This is a genomic window from Corynebacterium ulcerans (genome assembly GCF_000767685.1).
GTDB classification, from domain to species: domain Bacteria; phylum Actinomycetota; class Actinomycetes; order Mycobacteriales; family Mycobacteriaceae; genus Corynebacterium; species Corynebacterium ulcerans.
The window spans coordinates 1301124-1318218 of the sequence record NZ_CP009622.1 but is presented as its reverse complement, the minus strand read 5'-3'; the positions used below and the strand labels follow the sequence as shown (position 1 = coordinate 1318218).

The window sequence follows — 17095 nt, the reverse complement described above, 5'->3', positions numbered from 1 at the left end:
ACCCACTCCACCACAATCGTGGAGTCAGAATGTATGATTTCCACATGCCTAAGACCCGTGAACCTGCTCCGCATTTGCCAGTGGCACGGGTCTTACCTCTTTTGGGTATTGCTCACCTCGATCGTCCTTTTGAATACCTCATCGACTCGACACAAGACGCAATAGCTCAGCCAGGGGTGAGAGTGAGAGTCCGATTCGGAGGGCGCTTAGTTGATGCGTTGCTGCTTGAGCGGACCTCGGATCAAGAGCATCAGGGACAACTTAAATGGTTGGAACGAGTAATCTCTCCGGAAAAAGTCTTCACCCCGGAGATGCGGCAGCTTGTCGACGCCCTAGCTGTCCGTTATGCCGCGGTCACGTCGGACCTTATCCGCGCCGCTCTTCCCTCACGTCATGCAAAGGCCGAAGAATCCGATACGGCTCAGCCATGGGAAGACTTTGGCGAGGTAGAAGAACCAGATTTATCCGCATGGGCTACATACATGCACGGTCAGTCTTTTGTGGATGCGATAATTTCTGGCAAAACTGCCCGTGCGGCGTGGCAAATTACTCCAGGGGATGATTGGTCAGCCGCCATAGCAGCATTAGCAGCTAAAGTGGCCAAGGATGGTGGCGGGGTGCTCATCGTGGTTCCCGATCAACGTGACGTAGACAAGATGGAACAGGCGCTGCGCAACCACGTTTCCGCCAAACACATCACTGTGCTTACATCTGCACTTGGACCGCAGGCCCGCTACCGCAGGTTTTTAAGTATTCTCCACGGCCAGGGCAGGTTGGTAGTAGGTACTCGCAGCGCGGCCTTTGCACCAGTAGCCAATCTTGCTCTGGCAATCATAAAAGACGATGGCGATGAGAACCTTTCTGATCCTAGAGCTCCGTACGTTCATGCTCGCGAGGTTTTGACCACACGGGTGAGCCAGCAACAGTGTTCGCTGCTGTTAGCAGGACACTCGCGCACTGCAGAGACCCAGTTGTTGGTCGAGTCTGGATGGGCGCACGATCTTGTTGCTTCTCGCGACAGAATTCGCGCTCAGATGCCGAGGATTCGCGCTGTTGCTGATTCCAATAGCGCATTGGAACGCGACCCCTTGGCGTTTTCTGCACGTATGTCCTCTACCGCGTTTAAAGCATTACGAGCAGGACTTCAACGCGAAGAACCAGTGTTGATTCAAGTACCGCGCAAAGGATACGTTCCCACGCTTTCTTGTGGAACGTGCCGTTCTCCTGCCAGGTGCAGACACTGCAATGGTCCTTTGGAGTTGCCCTCCGGCTCAGAGATGAATGGGATGGGGGCTTTACCCACATGTCGTTGGTGCGGGCGTCCAGATTCGCATTATCGCTGCCCACAATGTGGTTCAATCAAGCTTCGTGCCGTCGTGCTGGGAGCTGAGCGAACTGCTGAAGAAATAGGTAGGGCCTTTCCCGGAGTGAAGGTGATTACCTCTGGTGGTCAAAGGGTTATCGACTGGGTACCCAACGAACCCGCTTTGGTCGTGACCACACCCGGTGCTGAGCCAGAAGTTATAGCGGGGCGCTACGGCGCTGCTGTGTTCTTGGATGCTTGGGCTTTGATTGGCAGACAGGATCTTCGGGCAGGGGAAGATACGCTCGCTAAATGGGCGGCTGCAGCGACGTTGGTTGCCCCGCACGATGCAGGTGGGGAAGTCATCATTGCGGCGGATGCTAGTTTGCCGCAGGTTCAAGCCCTTATCCGATGGGATATGGTCGGTGCTGCCCATCGAGAACTGCTGGAGCGACGAGAAGTACACTTTCCACCTGCAGCGCATATGGCGGCTATCGACGGAGCACGCACTGCGTTGGATGCTTTTCTTTCGTTTACTCATTTGCCGCCCCACGCTGAGATTTTAGGACCAGTCGATCTACCTCCAGGAAGTAAACTTCCTGGTGAATATGATGAACGTGAGTATGGGCCGCCCCAACGGATCTTGATTAGGACACCACTGGCTGGGCGTAACCAATTAGGTCAAGCCTTACGTGCCGGGCTGATTGAACGTGGGGCACGTAAGGAAGAACTGCCGCTTCGCATTAAGGTAGATCCCATTAAGGTGGGCTAAAGCTTATGTAGCCCTGCTACCTTAAATAAAAGGATGCTGGCGAGCGTCGACAAGCTTCATCGCGATATAGCGCAGCCAGCAGGCAAAATTTTATGTGAACCTATGAACTTAAAAAAGGAACTGTATTCTCTTGACCATTCGTGACATCAGATTTTTTGGCGATCCGGTCCTTACTACACGTGCAGATGAAGTAACCGTCTTTGACAAGAGTTTAGGAAACTTGGTCAACGATATGCTTGAAACAATGGATGCGGCAGGTGGCGTAGGGCTTGCCGCCAACCAAGTGGGAGTGACCAAGAGAGTATTTGTTTACGACTGCTCGCATATAGAGGACGGGCTGCGAGGCCACATCATCAACCCCGTATGGGAGCCTATCGGGGAGAACACTCAACTAGGGCCAGAAGGGTGTTTGTCGATTCCTGATGTTCAGGAAGACACAGTTCGTTTTGAGACAGTGAAAGTCACAGGTCAAGACGTGTCCGGAAAAACTTTTTCCATGGTGGCCTCCGGTTTGATGGCACGCTGCATCCAGCATGAGACAGACCATCTCGACGGGATTTTGTTCCTTAAGAGGCTTGATAAAGAACACCGTAAAGATGCAATGGCAACCATCAGACAGTCTGAATGGTTCAACGCTTAGCCGGGACAATCAGTCGGATCAGCATACCCAAGAAGGATAAAATGCGTCTTATATTTGCGGGGACTCCAGAACCCGCAGTCGTTGCTCTGGAAAAACTACTCGCCAGTGATCACGAGGTGATCGCGGTCCTCACTCGCCCTGATGCGCCCAAAGGACGAGGGAGAACTCTACAGCCCTCTCCTGTTTCTGCGCTCGCACAACAACACGGGATAGAAATACTCACCCCGACCAGCATCAAGCCTGGAACCCCCGATGGGGAAGCCTTCCGCGCCCGGCTGGAAGAACTATCCCCGGACTGCGTCCCCGTAGTCGCCTATGGCAATTTGATCACGCAAGATCTGCTCGACGCAGTACCTCACGGGTGGGTTAACCTTCATTTTTCCTTGCTTCCTGCGTGGCGTGGAGCAGCACCAGTGCAATCGGCCATTCGCAATGGAGACGCCATCACCGGTGCTACAACATTCCGCATAGACCAAGGCCTAGACACCGGTGACATCCTGGGCACTTTGGAAGAACCCATCAACCCCACAGACACCTCAGATGATCTGCTCACCCGTCTGGCCTATGCCGGCGCAGACTTGTTGGTAAAAACGATGGACGATCTGGCAGCGGGGAAGGCAGAACCACGGCCACAGGTCGGCGAGCCTTCGTACGCCCACAAGATTCTCACTGACGATGCACGAGTAAAGTGGGACGCGACCGGCGCAGATATCGACCGACTCATCCGTTCAGTCACTCCCGGCCCCGGTGCATGGACAACACTGGATGGCCAACGCTTTAAACTTAGCCCCGTAACGTATATATCCGCAGAGGAATACTCGGCGGAGGCAGGGGAGATCGTGATCGAGAAAAATCGAGTTCTAGTAGGCACCCACCACGGATGCGTGAAGCTAGACATGATCCAGCCGCAGGGGAAGAAACGGATGCAGGCGTCGGATTGGGCCCGTGGTCTGCACAATAAGGAAGGACTGAGGTTCGAATGAGCCAAGGAGGATTCAGATCTCGATCGCGGTCTGCAGGAAAACCTAACCCTGATAGAACTGCGGGCAGAGAACCAGAAGCACAACGCAGATACGGGCAAAAAAAGCGACCGCAAGGCAACCGCAGATCCGGTGACCGTGCCCAGGAAAACCGTGCACCACAGGGCGGATTCCGGAAACTATCCGGAGTTGATACCGCGCGAAGCGTTGCTTTTCATGTTCTCCACCGCGTAAGCTCAGAGAACGCCTTTGCCAACCTCACCCTTCCCAAACTGTTGAACAAAGCCAACGTTCATGGCAGAGACGCCGCCTTTGCCACTGAACTGACTTATGGAACATTACGTACAGTAGGCGTACTCGACGCATTGATTGGGGAGTGCTCATCACGGGGACTGAATACGATTCACCCTGAGCTATTGGATGCGCTACGCCTTGGCGCTTACCAGCTGATGTACATGCGAGTGGAACCCCACGCGGCCGTAGACACAACAGTCCGTATCGTAGAAGCTCTAGGGCACGATAAAGCCAAAGGATTTGTTAACGGAATCCTGCGCACCATTTCTCGGAGCACACCCGCAGAATGGATGGATCGACTCGCGCCACAGAGCGAAGTTGCAAACATAGCATTCCGCACCGCGCATCCCGAATGGATAGCACATAGTTTCTCACGCGTCGTGGGACTCTCCAACCTGGAAGAAACACTTCGAGCAGACTCAGATCGACCGATCGTGCACCTGGTTGCCCGCCCCGGCGAGATCAGTGCATTAGAGCTATCCCTCATCACCGGTGGAGAACAAGGAAAATACTCGCCTTATGCTGTCTATCTTGAAAGTGGCGATCCCGGCGAACTAGAACCATTTCAGCAACAACTCGCAGCCGTGCAAGATGAAGGAAGCCAACTCATCGCACGCGCCCTAGCAGAAGCACCCGTTGACGGAACTGATACTGGCCGCTGGCTGGACCTCTGCGCAGGACCCGGAGGCAAGGCAGCACTACTCGGCGCACTCGCGCGTATCGACGCCGCCCACGTAGACGCCATAGAGATCTCCGAGCACCGCGCGCGCCTTATCGAAAAGACCGTTGCCGGCCTGCCCGTCCGAGTAAAAGTCGCTGACGGACGCAACCCAGGCCTCAGCTATGGATACGACCGCGTCCTCGTCGACGCCCCCTGCTCAGGGCTTGGAGCCCTGCGCCGTCGCCCCGATGCTCGCTGGCGCAAAAAGGAATCAGATATCACTGAGCTGGTCCCGCTCCAAAAGGAACTTCTCGCCTCAGCATGCACACTCGTCCGCCCTGGCGGTGTTGTGGTGTACTCAACCTGCTCACCAGATCTACGCGAGACCCGCGACATCGTTGACCATGCGCTCACTCATCTAGGAATGGTGGAAGAAGACGCAGCTGCTTTGGTGCCTGAGATGTCCCACACCGGAGAATATAAATCCGTTCAGATGTGGCCCCATCATCATGGAACCGATGCCATGTTCTTTGCCGTGCTGAAAAAACCAAGCGAATAAATCCATTTTTCATACCTGGATTGGCCGCCCCGAATAGTGCTTCTCATTTCTTGCTGCTTAGGTCGTAGCTAAGATACTGAGTTATGACTACAGAAGCGCGCCAACCCATTATCGCTCCGTCGATCCTTTCCGCTGACTTTTCCAAGTTAGGGGAAGAGATCGCAGAGGTGTCACACGCCGATTGGATCCATGTGGACATTATGGATGGCCATTTTGTCCCCAACCTCTCTTTTGGTGCGGACATCACCAAGGCCGCACATAAATCGACGGATCAACCTCTTGACGTCCATCTGATGATCGAAAACCCTGAGAAATGGGTAGATAACTACATCGATGCTGGCGCTAGCTGCGTGATCTTCCATGTAGAAGCCACCTCCAACCCCAGTGCACTGGCACAACACATCAGAGAACGAGGCGTTCGCGCCGGGTTCTCTTTGCGCCCTGGCACGGCTATTGAGCCGTATCTTCCACACCTGGAGGAGTTTGATCAGGTTTTGGTGATGAGCGTGGAACCTGGGTTCGGTGGGCAAAAATTTATGCCTGATCAGCTTGAGAAAGTTCGGACGTTGCGTCAAGAGATCGATACGCGAAATCTAGACGTCATTATCGAAATCGATGGCGGAATTTCCGCAGAGACCATAGCGCAGGCTGCGGAAGCCGGTTGCGATGCTTTTGTGGCTGGTTCGGCGGTATATAAGCACAGTGATCGCAATGCTGCGATTGATGAGCTTCGGGAATTGGCGCAGCGTGCACGATAACAAGAGAATTGGCTTGCCCTTTGGACTGAATAGTCAAGGGGCGGGCCTTTTTGCTGAACACAGAGATCTCACTACTTATGAGCTTTCTGCGTCAGTCATGGCTGGTTTATACGCAGCAGTTGAACAAGGAGAAAAAGCCCAGGGATCGACGAGTCCTAACCCACCAGTAGGGGCCGCCGTGGTTTCTTCGCAAGGAGACATCGTTGGAGTTGGATGTACCCAACCAGTAGGGGGTCCGCATGCTGAAGTCATGGCGCTTCAAGCGGCCGGCACTGCTGCTCGTGGTGCCACGATTATGGTGACACTGGAACCTTGCCAGCACCAAGGAAGAACTGGCCCTTGTACACAAGCTCTTCTTGACTCAGGAATCGCTGAGGTCATCTATTGCCTTAAAGATCCAGGTGGGAAAGAAGGCGGTGGGCACGAGTTTTTGCAGAAAAATGGAGTTCGCGTTACTTTTTTGGATTTGCCGATTCGGGCTCTACGCCCCTGGCTACAGGCTCAGCACTTACAACGCCCCTATGTAGTGGGGAAATCGGCTCACACAATAGACGGTTTTATTGCAGCAGTTGACGGCACCTCTCAATGGATTACTGGTGAAGCGGCACGTAGTTATGCAACCAACCAACGGAAAATGTTTGACGCAATTGTCGTAGGAACCGGAACTGCTTTGGCGGATAACCCGAGGCTTACCGCGAGAGACCCTAAGGGGAAAGAGCTTCTATCTCAACCTCTTCGTGTTGTCGTCGGCTCGCGAACACTACCTGAGAACGCACACCTCAATGATCCGACTGTCTTGAAGTTTTTGGATCTGGATGAGGCTCTGCACAATCTGTGGGACAGGGGATGCAGGTATGTGCTTTTAGAAGGAGGCGCAGGGCTTATTGCCTCAGCATTTGAGAGCGGCGTTATTGATGAATTTCATGATTATTCCGCACCGCTATTCCTAGGGGCGGGTAGGAACGCTCTTGCTCGCAGCATTTCTCCCACTCTGAGTGATGCCACGCACATGCACACGCAACGGGTAGAGCTACTGGGAGAGGACGTCCTGCGGGTCTTGGTAAGACAGCAATAATTCAAGCTCCAGGAACAAGACGCTTTTCGCGGAGCCGTGTGGTTGGCGGCCTTTCTGGGGATAGTTCAGAATGCGTGGGGCGTCGATAAGCATTTCGTAGTACAACAATCGTGGATAAGAGAATGAAAGGGAAAAATGTTTAGCGGAATAGTAGAAGAAGTCGGTACTGTGGCAGCCCTGGAGGAGCTATCGGATTCCGTTGTTCTTTCCATTGCAGCGCATAAGGTGCTTGAAGGCACGTCGTTGGGGGACTCCATAGCGGTGAATGGGGTGTGTTTGACTGTTACTGATATCCAAAAAGGATTTTTTAGCGCGGATGTCATGCAGGAATCACTCGTACGCTCGTCTTTAGGGGAGCTTACGGTAGGGGCACCGGTTAATCTGGAACGCGCATTACGTGCAGATGGGCGTCTCGACGGCCATATCGTCCAAGGTCATGTGGATGGCACTGCGGAGTTGATAACGCAAGAACAATCAGAGCATTGGACTGTTCTGCGGTTCACACTGCCTCAAGAGCTGTCTCGCTATGTAGTAGAAAAAGGTTCGATTTCTGTGGACGGAACCTCGCTTACTGTCTCCGGGTTAGGGGAAACCGAGGGGAATCATTGGTTTGAAGTATCCCTTATCCCTACTACTTTGCAAGCAACAACACATGGACAGCGTCAGCTGGGTGACCGCGTGAACCTCGAAGTAGACGTATTAGCCAAATATGTGGAGCGGATGCTCACAGCGCAAGCGGTTCCCCCGGCGAGCATCGTGAACCTGGACGCGCGCTAGAGTTATCATCGTGACTATCCATATCGACACACCCGGTCAGACAGCTCACGATGACGCTGAATACTCTGATCGCGTCCGCCTCGACTCCGTGGATACTGCGATTGCGGATATTGCTGCGGGGAAAGCCGTTATCGTCGTTGATAACGAGGATCGTGAAAACGAAGGCGATATTATTTTCGCTGCGGAAAAAGCAACGCCTGAGCTTGTAGCTTTTATGGTCCGATATTCTTCGGGATACATCTGTGCGTCTTTGACTGGCAAAGATTGTGACAGGCTAGGGCTTCCTCCGATGGTCGCCCATAACCAAGATGCCCGAGGAACTGCATATACGGTAACCGTGGACGCCAACACGGGTTCTACCGGAATTTCCGCTACTAGCCGGGCACATACCATTCAAGCATTGGTGGATCCTGCTTCAACCCCAGGAGACTTTACTCGACCAGGACATGTGGTTCCGCTACGAGCTTTACCTGGTGGCGTTCTTGAAAGGCCTGGACATACGGAAGCGGCTGTTGATTTAGCCCGACTAGCTGGTTTACGCCCCGCGGGTGTGTTGTGTGAAGTGGTAAGCGAGGACGATCCCACCGACATGGCCCGGGGTCCTGAGTTGCGTCGATTTGCAGATAAACACGGTCTATCCCTGATCTCCATTGATCAGATGATCGAGTGGCGTACACAACATGACCCAGTGAAGCCCTATGAGGACCCAGCGGGCACAGATGTACAGGTTGTTACGCCAGTAGCTGAACGTGTGGCATCCACCCGGCTGCCCACAGACTTTGGATTTTTCACGGCCGTGGGATACCGAGCCCTGTCTGACGGAGTGGAACACGTGGCACTCGTGGTCGGTGATATCGCTGATAATGACGGCGCAGATGTCCTCGTTCGTGTCCACTCGGAATGCTTGACGGGAGATGTGTTCGGGTCCAGGCGTTGTGATTGTGGTCAGCAACTTCATGCATCGATGGCAATGGTTCAGGAAAAAGGGCGCGGCGTGGTGTTATATCTGCGAGGCCAAGAGGGTCGGGGAATCGGCTTAGCTGAGAAACTACGGGCATATCATCTTCAAGATGGTGGGGCAGACACCGTAGACGCGAACCTTGCTTTGGGCTTGCCCGCAGACGCCCGTGATTATGGCATAGCGGCTTTTATCCTGCATGACCTGGGAGTTCAATCAGCTAACTTGTTAAGCAATAATCCCAGCAAGCATGAGGGCTTGACTCGTTACGGCTTGGAGGTATCCGGTCGGACGCCCGTAGAAGTCTCAGTGAATGAAGACAATCTTCGCTATTTGACCACAAAGCGGGATCGGATGCGTCATGATCTGCCATGGATTGAAACGTATGTGAACGAGCACGAGTAAAAGGAAGCTTTATGAGCAAAGATGGACTACCGGATATTACGCATGTCGACGCTACAGGCTTGACTATCGGCATCGTTACATCGACGTGGAATGAAGAGATCTGCCAGAGATTGCACTCAGAAGCGATCGCAGCAGCACAGCGCTGCCATGCGCAGGTGATTGAGCGCCGGGTGATAGGGGCATTAGAACTCCCGATAGTGGCGCAACGTTTGGCTAAGCTTTGCGACGCCGTCGTGGCGTCAGGATGCGTCATCCGCGGTGGTACGCCCCATTTTGACTATGTCTGTGATTCCGTAACGCAAGGGCTTACCCGGATTGCTCTTGATGAGCAGACTCCCATCGGTAACGGTGTCTTGACTACAGAGACTGAAGACCAAGCCAGAGACAGAGCTGGATTTGAAGATTCTGTAGAAAACAAGGGGGCAGAGGCTACCGTGGCGGCTCTCCATACAGCGGTGGTGCTTCGTTCTTTAGACGGTGCCTAAAAAGTCACGGGAGTATGGTAGAGAGATAAGGTAAAATTTTTCTAAATATGGTGAAAAGAAACAGCTGAGCAGCCAACAAGTATGTGGCTGGCTCTGTAACCGAGTAGGATATTCAGCGATTCGTGTAAGGCAGGTAAGAGCGCCGTTTTATCTGCCTCGCTGATCAGTGAAGGCAACGTTGAGAAGGTCGTGGAGAACGTACAGTGGACGCACAGTCGGAAGAAAATGTGAAACTGGGTAGCCCGAGCTCCGAGGCACAATCCGGGCGTCTCACTGAGGCGGAGATTCACCAGTATGTCGCACAAGATGCGCCGCTGACTACGACCAAACCTTGGGAGCAAGTGGTCACTTCCCGAAAGTTAAAAATATGGGCTTGGGTGAGCGCTGCTGTTGTTCTTGGGCTTCACATTTTTTTGGCAATCGTCGTCGCAATCGGAGATACCGGTACGACTGTCACATTGATTGATCAGTGGGGTTATCTTCTCGTCGGAGTTGTTTTCGCTGGACTATTTTTCCTAGCCTTATCTCGTCCTCGTGTCCGAGTCAATGAAGACGGCGTCGATGTACGTAACTTCATCGGATCTCGATTCTACCCATGGGTTTTGGTGTATGGTCTTAACTTTCCAGAGGGAAGCCGCATGGCGCGACTTGAGCTTCCTGACTTTGAATATGTCCCACTCTGGGCTTTCCAATCTGCAGATGGTCTTGAGGGGCTGCAAGCTGTAGAACGCTTCCGAGCGCTTGAAGCAAGCTATATGCCGGAAGATTAAGGCGCATCGTGGCTGATCCTTCAACGTATCGTCCCGCCCCTGGTTCCATCCCTACGGACCCAGGGGTATATAAATTTCGTGATTCTCATGGCCGGGTAGTGTACGTGGGAAAAGCGAAGAATCTTCGCTCACGCCTGTCTAATTATTTTCAGGATTTATCTGTACTGCATCCGCGTACTCGACAGATGGTAACCACAGCATCGTCTGTGGAGTGGACCGTGGTAAGCAGCGAAGTTGAAGCGCTGCAACTGGAATATACATGGATTAAGAAATTCGATCCTCGCTTCAATGTGAAGTATAGGGATGATAAAACCTACCCAGTCCTTGCTGTTTCCGTGGGAGAAAGGTTCCCTCGGGCATTCTTCTACCGTGGTCCGCAGCGCAAAGGTATCCGTTATTTCGGTCCTTATTCTCATGCTTGGGCAGTGAGGGAAACCCTAGATCTATTAACACGAGTGTTTCCTGTCCGAACGTGTTCAAAAGGAGTCTTTAATAGACATGAGTCTTTAGGACGTCCTTGCCTCTTGGGCTATATAGATAAGTGCTCTGCTCCGTGCGTCGGCAGAGTGACTGAGCAAGAGCATCGCGATATTGTCAATGGATTTTGTTCGTTTATGGCCGGGAAAACAGATGCAGTGGTGGCCTCTCTCAATTCACAGATGCTTACAGCTGCCGAGGATCTGGATTTTGAGCGCGCAGCACGGCTGCGGGATGACCTGCAGGCTGTACAGAAGATCACGGAACAACAGGCCGTGGTGTTGGGTGATGGTACCGATGCTGACGTTATAGCAATAAGCGCAGACGACCTAGAAGCTTCCATTCAGCTTTTCCACGTTCGTGCGGGCCGAATCAAAGGGCAGCGCGGGTGGATCGTAGAGCGCACGGATAATTCGAAAGAGGAGCTACAAGAACTGCTACAGGCTTTTCTTATCCGTTTCTATTCAGATGCAGTGCAGTTGGAGGAGGAAACCAGCAAAGAAGAGGCGAACGTTGTACGGCGTGGGGTAGACCAGTTCTCATACGTCGATGAACATTTAAGCTCCTATCAACTACGAGGAAGCATGGTCCCTAAAGAAGTCCTTGTAGAAATTGAGCCTTTGGATATGGAGCACACCAAAGTAGTTCTTTCACAATTGCGTGGGAGTTCGGTAGACCTACGTGTACCGGCGCGTGGTGATAAGCGGGCGCTCACGGAGACTGTGCATGCGAATGCAGTGGAAGCACTGCGTCAGCATAAGCTTAAACGAGTTGGTGACCTTACTGCCCGTTCGGCGGCGTTGCAGGAACTGCAGGAAGCGCTATTTTTGGAAGAAGCACCGCTACGGATTGAATGCATTGATATTTCGCATATCCAAGGAACAGACGTCGTCGCCTCTCTCGTTGTTTTTGAAGACGGTTTGCCCAAGAAATCCGATTATCGAAGGTACAAAATCAAGGATGCCGCGGGCGATGGTCATTCGAATGATGTGGCTTCTATTGCAGAAGTCGTGCGCCGGCGGTTCATCCGGCATAACAAGGACAAACTCGTTGTTCCGGAGGCCGAAGAATTTGATGGTTCGACTTTTTCAGATGAAACGGTGGAACACAGTAAAAGGTTTGCTTATCCGCCGCAATTATTCATTGTCGATGGTGGTGCGCCACAGGTGGCGTCCGCTGATGAGGTCTTTGAAGAACTCGGAGTACATGACGTTGCCTTGGTTGGCATCGCGAAACGCTTGGAGGAACTGTGGGTGCCTCAAGACGATGAACCAGTCATTCTTCCGCGTAATTCGCAGGCCATGTATCTCATTCAGCAAATACGAGACGAAGCCCACAGGTTTGCCATTACGTTTCATCGTCAGCAACGCTCTAAGAGGATGCGTGCTTCTGCGTTGGATGACATCAAAGGCCTAGGTCAGGCACGGCGAAGCGAGCTGGTCAAACACTTTGGTTCGGTGAAAAAATTGAAGGGTGCATCAGTCGAGGACATAGCCGCGGTTAAGGGATTCGGCCCACGGTTAGCTCAGAACGTATTTGATGCTCTGCGCGCTGAATGACTTCGAGCACAACCTGAATCTGTGCAATCACTTCGGCGGTTTATCAAACTAAGACAACGGAGAAGGTATCTCGCTACACTGGCCTTTGTGAATGTAAATGTTAAAACTGATAAAGAACCACAGATGAAGATTCCTCCTGTCGTTATTACGGGGCTTTCTGGTGCAGGGCTGAGCTCCGCTGCCCGCGTCCTAGAGGATATGGGCTGGTATGTTGCCCAAAATGTTCCTTCGCAGCTGGTCGTTGATTTTGTACAGTTGTGCGCTGACCCGCATTCGCCAGTAGACAAAGTCGCTTTTGTCTCAGATGTCCGTTCGCGCGAGTTCAGCGGCAGTCTTGAGCAAGTGATCACGGATCTCTCCGAGCTCGGTTTAAATCCGCTTGTACTTTTTATGGACGCGCGTGACGACGTACTCATTAAGCGCTTTGACAATTTGCGTCGTACTCATCCTCTGCAAGGAAGCGGCACGTTGTCCATCGGCATTGAGCGTGAACGCGAAATCATGAACGAGATTAAAGAGTCTGCCGATTTAGTTATTGATACCTCGGATTTATCTGTACATGACCTGCGACGTTCTATTGAACTAAACTTTGCGGGTATTGCTACAAAGATCCAACATGTCACGGTGCAATCCTTTGGATTTAAGCATGGATCGCCACGCGACACGGATGTGCTTGTCGACGTTCGATTCCTCCCGAACCCCTTCTGGATCCCAGAGCTTCGGCCATTCCGTGGCGTGGATAAACCAGTATCTGATTACGTTCTTGCGGATGAAGGTGCAAAAAAGTTTTTGGACAACTTCATCACCATGCTCTTGGACATGCAGCCTGGGTTTAAGCACGAGGGAAAGAACTTTATTACTGTTTCCATAGGGTGCACAGGCGGACACCATCGGTCAGTTGCCATCGCTGAAGAGCTCGGCCGCAGATTACGCGAAGTTCCGGACCTTGACGTGAGTGTGTCGCACCGAGACATTCAACGAGGATAGGCGAGGCAGGAGTTATGGCATCTCAGAAAGTATCTGACTCTAGCCTTGTAACAGATCGTAAGGGCCTCAAAGTAGCAAGCCTTGGCGGTGGACATGGGTTGTTCCAAACCCTACGGGCTGTAAGGCTGCTTGAGCCCTCTTCGATTGACGCAATCGTGACCGTTGCAGACGACGGAGGTTCCTCTGGCCGCATTCGCAGAGAACTAGGTCAAGTTCCCCCAGGTGATCTAAGAATGGCACTTGCCGCTTTGGCCCCTTTCGATGAGGAAGGACATGTGTGGGAGCAAACACTCCAACACCGGTTTGGCGGACATGGTGCCTTGGCTGGTCACGCGGTGGGAAACTTACTGATCGCGGGGCTTTTTGCCACGCTGGGATGCGAGATCAAGGCATTAGATGTCGTCGCAAAGCTTATTCGTGCTGAGGGGCGCGTCCTACCAGTGTGTGCGGAAGCCCTTGATATCGCGGCAGAGGTTTCTGGGCTGGATGAGGACCCTCGTATAATGCGTGAGGTTAGGGGGCAGGTGGCTGTGGCATCAACTCCGGGAACGGTTCGTCGCGTGCGGCTCATTCCCGAACGCCCGCGTGCCACGGAAGAAGCGATAGCCGCAATTAAGCAGGCAGACGTGGTGACTCTAGGGCCTGGTTCATGGTTTTCTAGTGTAATACCGCATCTTCTTACTGACGGTGTTCCTGAAGCGTTAGAGGAAACTCAGGCCGTGCGAGTGATAGTCCTCAATCTCACAGCAGAACCAGGGGAGACCGCGGGTTTTAGCGCTGAACGCCATCTGCATATCCTTGCACAACATGCACAAAGTTTGCGCGCGGATGTTGTTGTGGTGGAATCACAGATGCTTCCTAATAGCGCAGATCGCAAGCACCTGGAGCGTGCTGCTCAAGCACTTGGTGCGCGGGTTGCTTTCCATGATCTCAGCGAGATTGATCAACGCGGACGGGTTATCCATCGGCATGATCCAGAAAAATTGGCACGTGCATTGCGCTTAGAAATAAGCAGAGAAAGAGCAATGAGCATGCCGTCGTAGGCATAGTGCACCTGTAATCTAATGCTTGATAGAAACAGGTTAAGCTAGCACTTTGTTTCCTTAGCTGCTTTTGCAGACAAGATTTGACTCACTCACAAGGATGGAGAATCCGTGCCCAACCTTTCGGACCAGGCTAAAGAAGAACTCATCAAAGTATCGGTGCCTCGGCAATCAGCTCGTATTGCTGAGCTGGCAGCCGTGATCCGCTTTGCGGGAACTATCGACGCTGTGGCTGGGCGAGTCGTTGTGGATATTGAGGTAGGCGAGGAGGCGCTGGCCCAAAGAATTGCTGCTGAGATCAAAGACCTATGTGGCGTGGAATCACAGGTACTCGATTTGGGTCCTGTGAATAGCAGTAGGAAGGCACCGCGGCAGGTCGTTCGGGTAGCGGACAACGCCGATAATCTCATTCGTAGAGTGGGGTTAGTCACCCGAAGTGGGCATCAGGTTCGAGGTCTTCCTCCGCACATTATTGCAGGATCTATTGCGGACTCAGAAGCCGCATGGCGAGGCGCCTTCCTAGCGGCTGGAAGCCTATCTGATCCCGGTAGAACTTCCGGTTTGGAAGTTGCATGCCCCTGCCAGGAAGCCTCTTTGGCGTTGGTGGGATGCGCGCGTCGTCTCGGTTTATCTGCAAAAACCAAAGAGACCCGTGGTGTGGAGAAAGTAGTGATTCGTGACGGAGACGCCGTAGGTGCTCTGTTATCACGCATGGGCGCACATGCTACGAGACTCTTGTGGGATCAAAAGCGGCAACGTAGGGAGTCTCGCCCTGTGGGAAATCGTCTGGCTAATTTTGATGATGCGAATCTTCGACGTTCCGCGAGGGCTGCTGTCGCTGCTGCTGCTCGTGTGGAGCGTGCTATGGCGATTCTCGGGGATGATGTTCCTGATCATCTTGCGCAGGCCGGGCAGCTGAGGGTGCAGCATCGTCAGGCTTCACTAGAGGAGCTTGGTCGGTTGGCGGATCCTCAGATGACCAAGGACGCGGTTGCTGGCCGCATACGCCGATTGCTCTCTATGGCCGATAAGCGTGCGGAAGAACTTGGTATGCCGGATACTTCCGTAGCGGTTACAGACGATCTTCTTGATGAGGTTTAGCGCGGTTAAGCACTAAAACTTCCCAATGTGACTAGTATTACATTGGGAAGTTTTCTCCTTTCCGGTCTCAACAAGCTGCGGTAAATGTTTGTGGGCTATGCCCCTCCGGTTAGGGGGTATTCTCCCAGCTCTGTGTGGATGTAAACGGGCAAGATCGCAACAGAAACAACATTTCGTCCCATATTGCCCCCTGTAAAGGTGGGGTGGGATTGCTAAAAATAGTGGTCGAGGTGAGAGAAAACATCTGCAAGTTTCCGATTGTGTCGGTACACTATGAAATCGAGGTTGTAACGGGCATCAAAGTGGAAATTTTCGGACATATTCGGAAAAGAACACACGCTCTTCTTCCAAACACGATCACTCTATTGTGAGGAGATAAAACAGTGACGATTCGCGTAGGAATCAACGGCTTTGGCCGCATCGGACGTAACTTCTACCGTGCTCTGACCGAGCGTGGTGCTGACGTTGAGGTCGTAGCTATCAATGACCTTACGGATAACCACACGCTTTCCCACCTTCTTAAATACGACTCTATCTTGGGTCGTTTGGGCAAGGATGTTACCTACGACGATGAGTCCATCACGGTCGATGGCCACCGCATCATCGTCACTGCAGAACGTGATCCCAAGGACCTGAAGTGGGGCGAGTGGGGCGTAGACATCGTTATTGAGTCCACCGGATTCTTTACAGACGCTCATGCTGCTCAGGCACACATTGATGCTGGCGCAAAGAAAGTTATCATTTCTGCCCCTGCAAAGAACGAAGACGCCACCTTCGTTGTCGGCGTTAACCACACCGACTACGATCCGGCTAACCATCACATCATTTCTAACGCTTCTTGCACCACCAACTGCCTGGCACCTATGGCGAAGGTCTTGGATGAGAAGTTCGGAATTGAGAACGGTCTGATGACCACCGTTCACGCTTACACCGGCGATCAGCGTCTCCATGATGCTCCGCACCGTGATCTGCGTCGTGCACGTGCTGCTGCACAGAACATTGTTCCAACATCTACGGGCGCTGCAAAGGCTGTCGCATTGGTTCTTCCTCAGCTGAAGGGCAAGCTTGATGGTTACGCGCTTCGAGTTCCTGTGATCACCGGATCTGCAACCGACTTGACCTTCTACGCTTCCAAGGACGTTTCCGTTGAGGCAGTCAACGCTGCAATCAAGGAAGCTGCCGAGGGCGAGCTCAAGGGTGTTCTTGCTTACACCGAGGACCCAATCGTCTCTACCGACATCGTGACTGATCCTCACGCATCGATCTTCGACTCTGGCCTGACCAAGGTTATTGGCAACCAGGTCAAGGTTGTTTCTTGGTACGACAACGAGTGGGGTTACTCCAACCAGCTCGTTACCCTGACCGAGTATGTTGGCGAGCGCCTCTAAGCTTTCGATATAGAGCCACCTATGGCTCATCTAACCCTGTAGCCCGGGGTGTGCCTCCGTGGTGCACCCCGGGCTATTTTGGGAGCATCATGCTTTGGTAGCG

Annotated in this window: 15 protein-coding genes; all 15 read left to right on the top strand. The window is 52.8% G+C overall.

All coding sequences use genetic code 11. The annotated features are described in order from the left end of the window. Positions 1-29: 29 nt before the first annotated feature. The 15 genes from CULFRC11_RS05970 (at position 30) to gap (ending at position 16992) form a co-directional block, all read left to right on the top strand. Positions 30-2075: a primosomal protein N' gene (locus CULFRC11_RS05970; RefSeq protein ID WP_023635763.1), complete on the top strand. Its 2046-nt coding sequence runs from the start codon at positions 30-32 to the stop codon at positions 2073-2075. A gap of 130 nt (positions 2076-2205) precedes the next feature. Beyond that, a complete protein-coding gene (gene def, locus CULFRC11_RS05965; protein WP_023635762.1) occupies positions 2206-2715 on the top strand; it encodes a peptide deformylase in 510 nt (169 codons plus the stop codon). A 41-nt stretch (positions 2716-2756) separates the two neighbouring features. After that, positions 2757-3698 (top strand): methionyl-tRNA formyltransferase, encoded by a 942-nt coding sequence (gene fmt / locus CULFRC11_RS05960; RefSeq protein WP_023635761.1) that lies wholly within the window; start codon positions 2757-2759, stop codon positions 3696-3698. Then, positions 3695-5209 carry an RsmB/NOP family class I SAM-dependent RNA methyltransferase gene (locus tag CULFRC11_RS05955; RefSeq protein ID WP_023635760.1) on the top strand — a complete coding sequence of 505 codons (1515 nt, stop codon included), beginning with the start codon at positions 3695-3697 and terminating at the stop codon, positions 5207-5209. The genes fmt and CULFRC11_RS05955 overlap by 4 nt, the downstream gene beginning before the upstream one ends. Positions 5210-5292: 83 nt before the next feature. Continuing rightward, positions 5293-5967 carry a ribulose-phosphate 3-epimerase gene (gene rpe / locus CULFRC11_RS05950; RefSeq protein ID WP_013911593.1) on the top strand — a complete coding sequence of 225 codons (675 nt, stop codon included), beginning with the start codon at positions 5293-5295 and terminating at the stop codon, positions 5965-5967. Positions 5968-5980: 13 nt separating this feature from the next. Then, entirely contained in the window at positions 5981-7042 is a 1062-nt protein-coding gene (gene ribD / locus CULFRC11_RS05945) for a bifunctional diaminohydroxyphosphoribosylaminopyrimidine deaminase/5-amino-6-(5-phosphoribosylamino)uracil reductase RibD (protein ID WP_031270334.1), read from the top strand. Positions 7043-7177: 135 nt separating this feature from the next. Next, a complete protein-coding gene (locus CULFRC11_RS05940; protein ID WP_023635759.1) occupies positions 7178-7819 on the top strand; it encodes a riboflavin synthase in 642 nt (213 codons plus the stop codon). Positions 7820-7835: 16 nt separating this feature from the next. Then, entirely contained in the window at positions 7836-9182 is a 1347-nt protein-coding gene (locus CULFRC11_RS05935; protein ID WP_309543733.1) for a bifunctional 3,4-dihydroxy-2-butanone-4-phosphate synthase/GTP cyclohydrolase II, read from the top strand. Between the two features lie 11 nt (positions 9183-9193). Further along, positions 9194-9667 (top strand): 6,7-dimethyl-8-ribityllumazine synthase, encoded by a 474-nt coding sequence (ribH, locus tag CULFRC11_RS05930; protein WP_023635757.1) that lies wholly within the window; start codon positions 9194-9196, stop codon positions 9665-9667. A gap of 203 nt (positions 9668-9870) precedes the next feature. After that, positions 9871-10437 carry a PH domain-containing protein gene (locus tag CULFRC11_RS05925; RefSeq protein ID WP_023635756.1) on the top strand — a complete coding sequence of 189 codons (567 nt, stop codon included), beginning with the start codon at positions 9871-9873 and terminating at the stop codon, positions 10435-10437. A gap of 8 nt (positions 10438-10445) precedes the next feature. Then, positions 10446-12473 (top strand): excinuclease ABC subunit UvrC, encoded by a 2028-nt coding sequence (uvrC, locus tag CULFRC11_RS05920; RefSeq protein WP_023635755.1) that lies wholly within the window; start codon positions 10446-10448, stop codon positions 12471-12473. 123 nt (positions 12474-12596) lie between these two features. Further along, on the top strand, positions 12597-13460 hold the full coding sequence (rapZ, locus tag CULFRC11_RS05915; protein ID WP_230478290.1) for an RNase adapter RapZ: 864 nt from the start codon (positions 12597-12599) through the stop codon (positions 13458-13460). Positions 13461-13474: 14 nt separating this feature from the next. Further along, positions 13475-14503, top strand: a complete 1029-nt coding sequence (locus CULFRC11_RS05910; RefSeq protein ID WP_023635753.1) for a gluconeogenesis factor YvcK family protein — start codon at positions 13475-13477, stop codon at positions 14501-14503. A gap of 111 nt (positions 14504-14614) precedes the next feature. After that, the gene (whiA, locus tag CULFRC11_RS05905) at positions 14615-15604 is read left to right on the top strand and encodes a DNA-binding protein WhiA (RefSeq protein WP_023635752.1); all 990 of its coding nucleotides are present in this window, start codon (positions 14615-14617) and stop codon (positions 15602-15604) included. Between the two features lie 383 nt (positions 15605-15987). Beyond that, positions 15988-16992 carry a type I glyceraldehyde-3-phosphate dehydrogenase gene (gap, locus tag CULFRC11_RS05900; protein ID WP_023635751.1) on the top strand — a complete coding sequence of 335 codons (1005 nt, stop codon included), beginning with the start codon at positions 15988-15990 and terminating at the stop codon, positions 16990-16992. Positions 16993-17095: the final 103 nt, after the last annotated feature.

Coding starts and splice junctions, on each gene's coding strand:
- rapZ (WP_230478290.1), top strand. CDS start 12,597: ATGAAGATTCCTCCTGTCGTTATTACGGGGCTTTCTGGTGCAGGGCTG.
- CULFRC11_RS05970 (WP_023635763.1), top strand. CDS start 30: ATGTATGATTTCCACATGCCTAAGACCCGTGAACCTGCTCCGCATTTG.
- CULFRC11_RS05910 (WP_023635753.1), top strand. CDS start 13,475: ATGGCATCTCAGAAAGTATCTGACTCTAGCCTTGTAACAGATCGTAAG.
- CULFRC11_RS05955 (WP_023635760.1), top strand. CDS start 3,695: ATGAGCCAAGGAGGATTCAGATCTCGATCGCGGTCTGCAGGAAAACCT.
- CULFRC11_RS05940 (WP_023635759.1), top strand. CDS start 7,178: ATGTTTAGCGGAATAGTAGAAGAAGTCGGTACTGTGGCAGCCCTGGAG.
- fmt (WP_023635761.1), top strand. CDS start 2,757: ATGCGTCTTATATTTGCGGGGACTCCAGAACCCGCAGTCGTTGCTCTG.
- ribH (WP_023635757.1), top strand. CDS start 9,194: ATGAGCAAAGATGGACTACCGGATATTACGCATGTCGACGCTACAGGC.
- rpe (WP_013911593.1), top strand. CDS start 5,293: ATGACTACAGAAGCGCGCCAACCCATTATCGCTCCGTCGATCCTTTCC.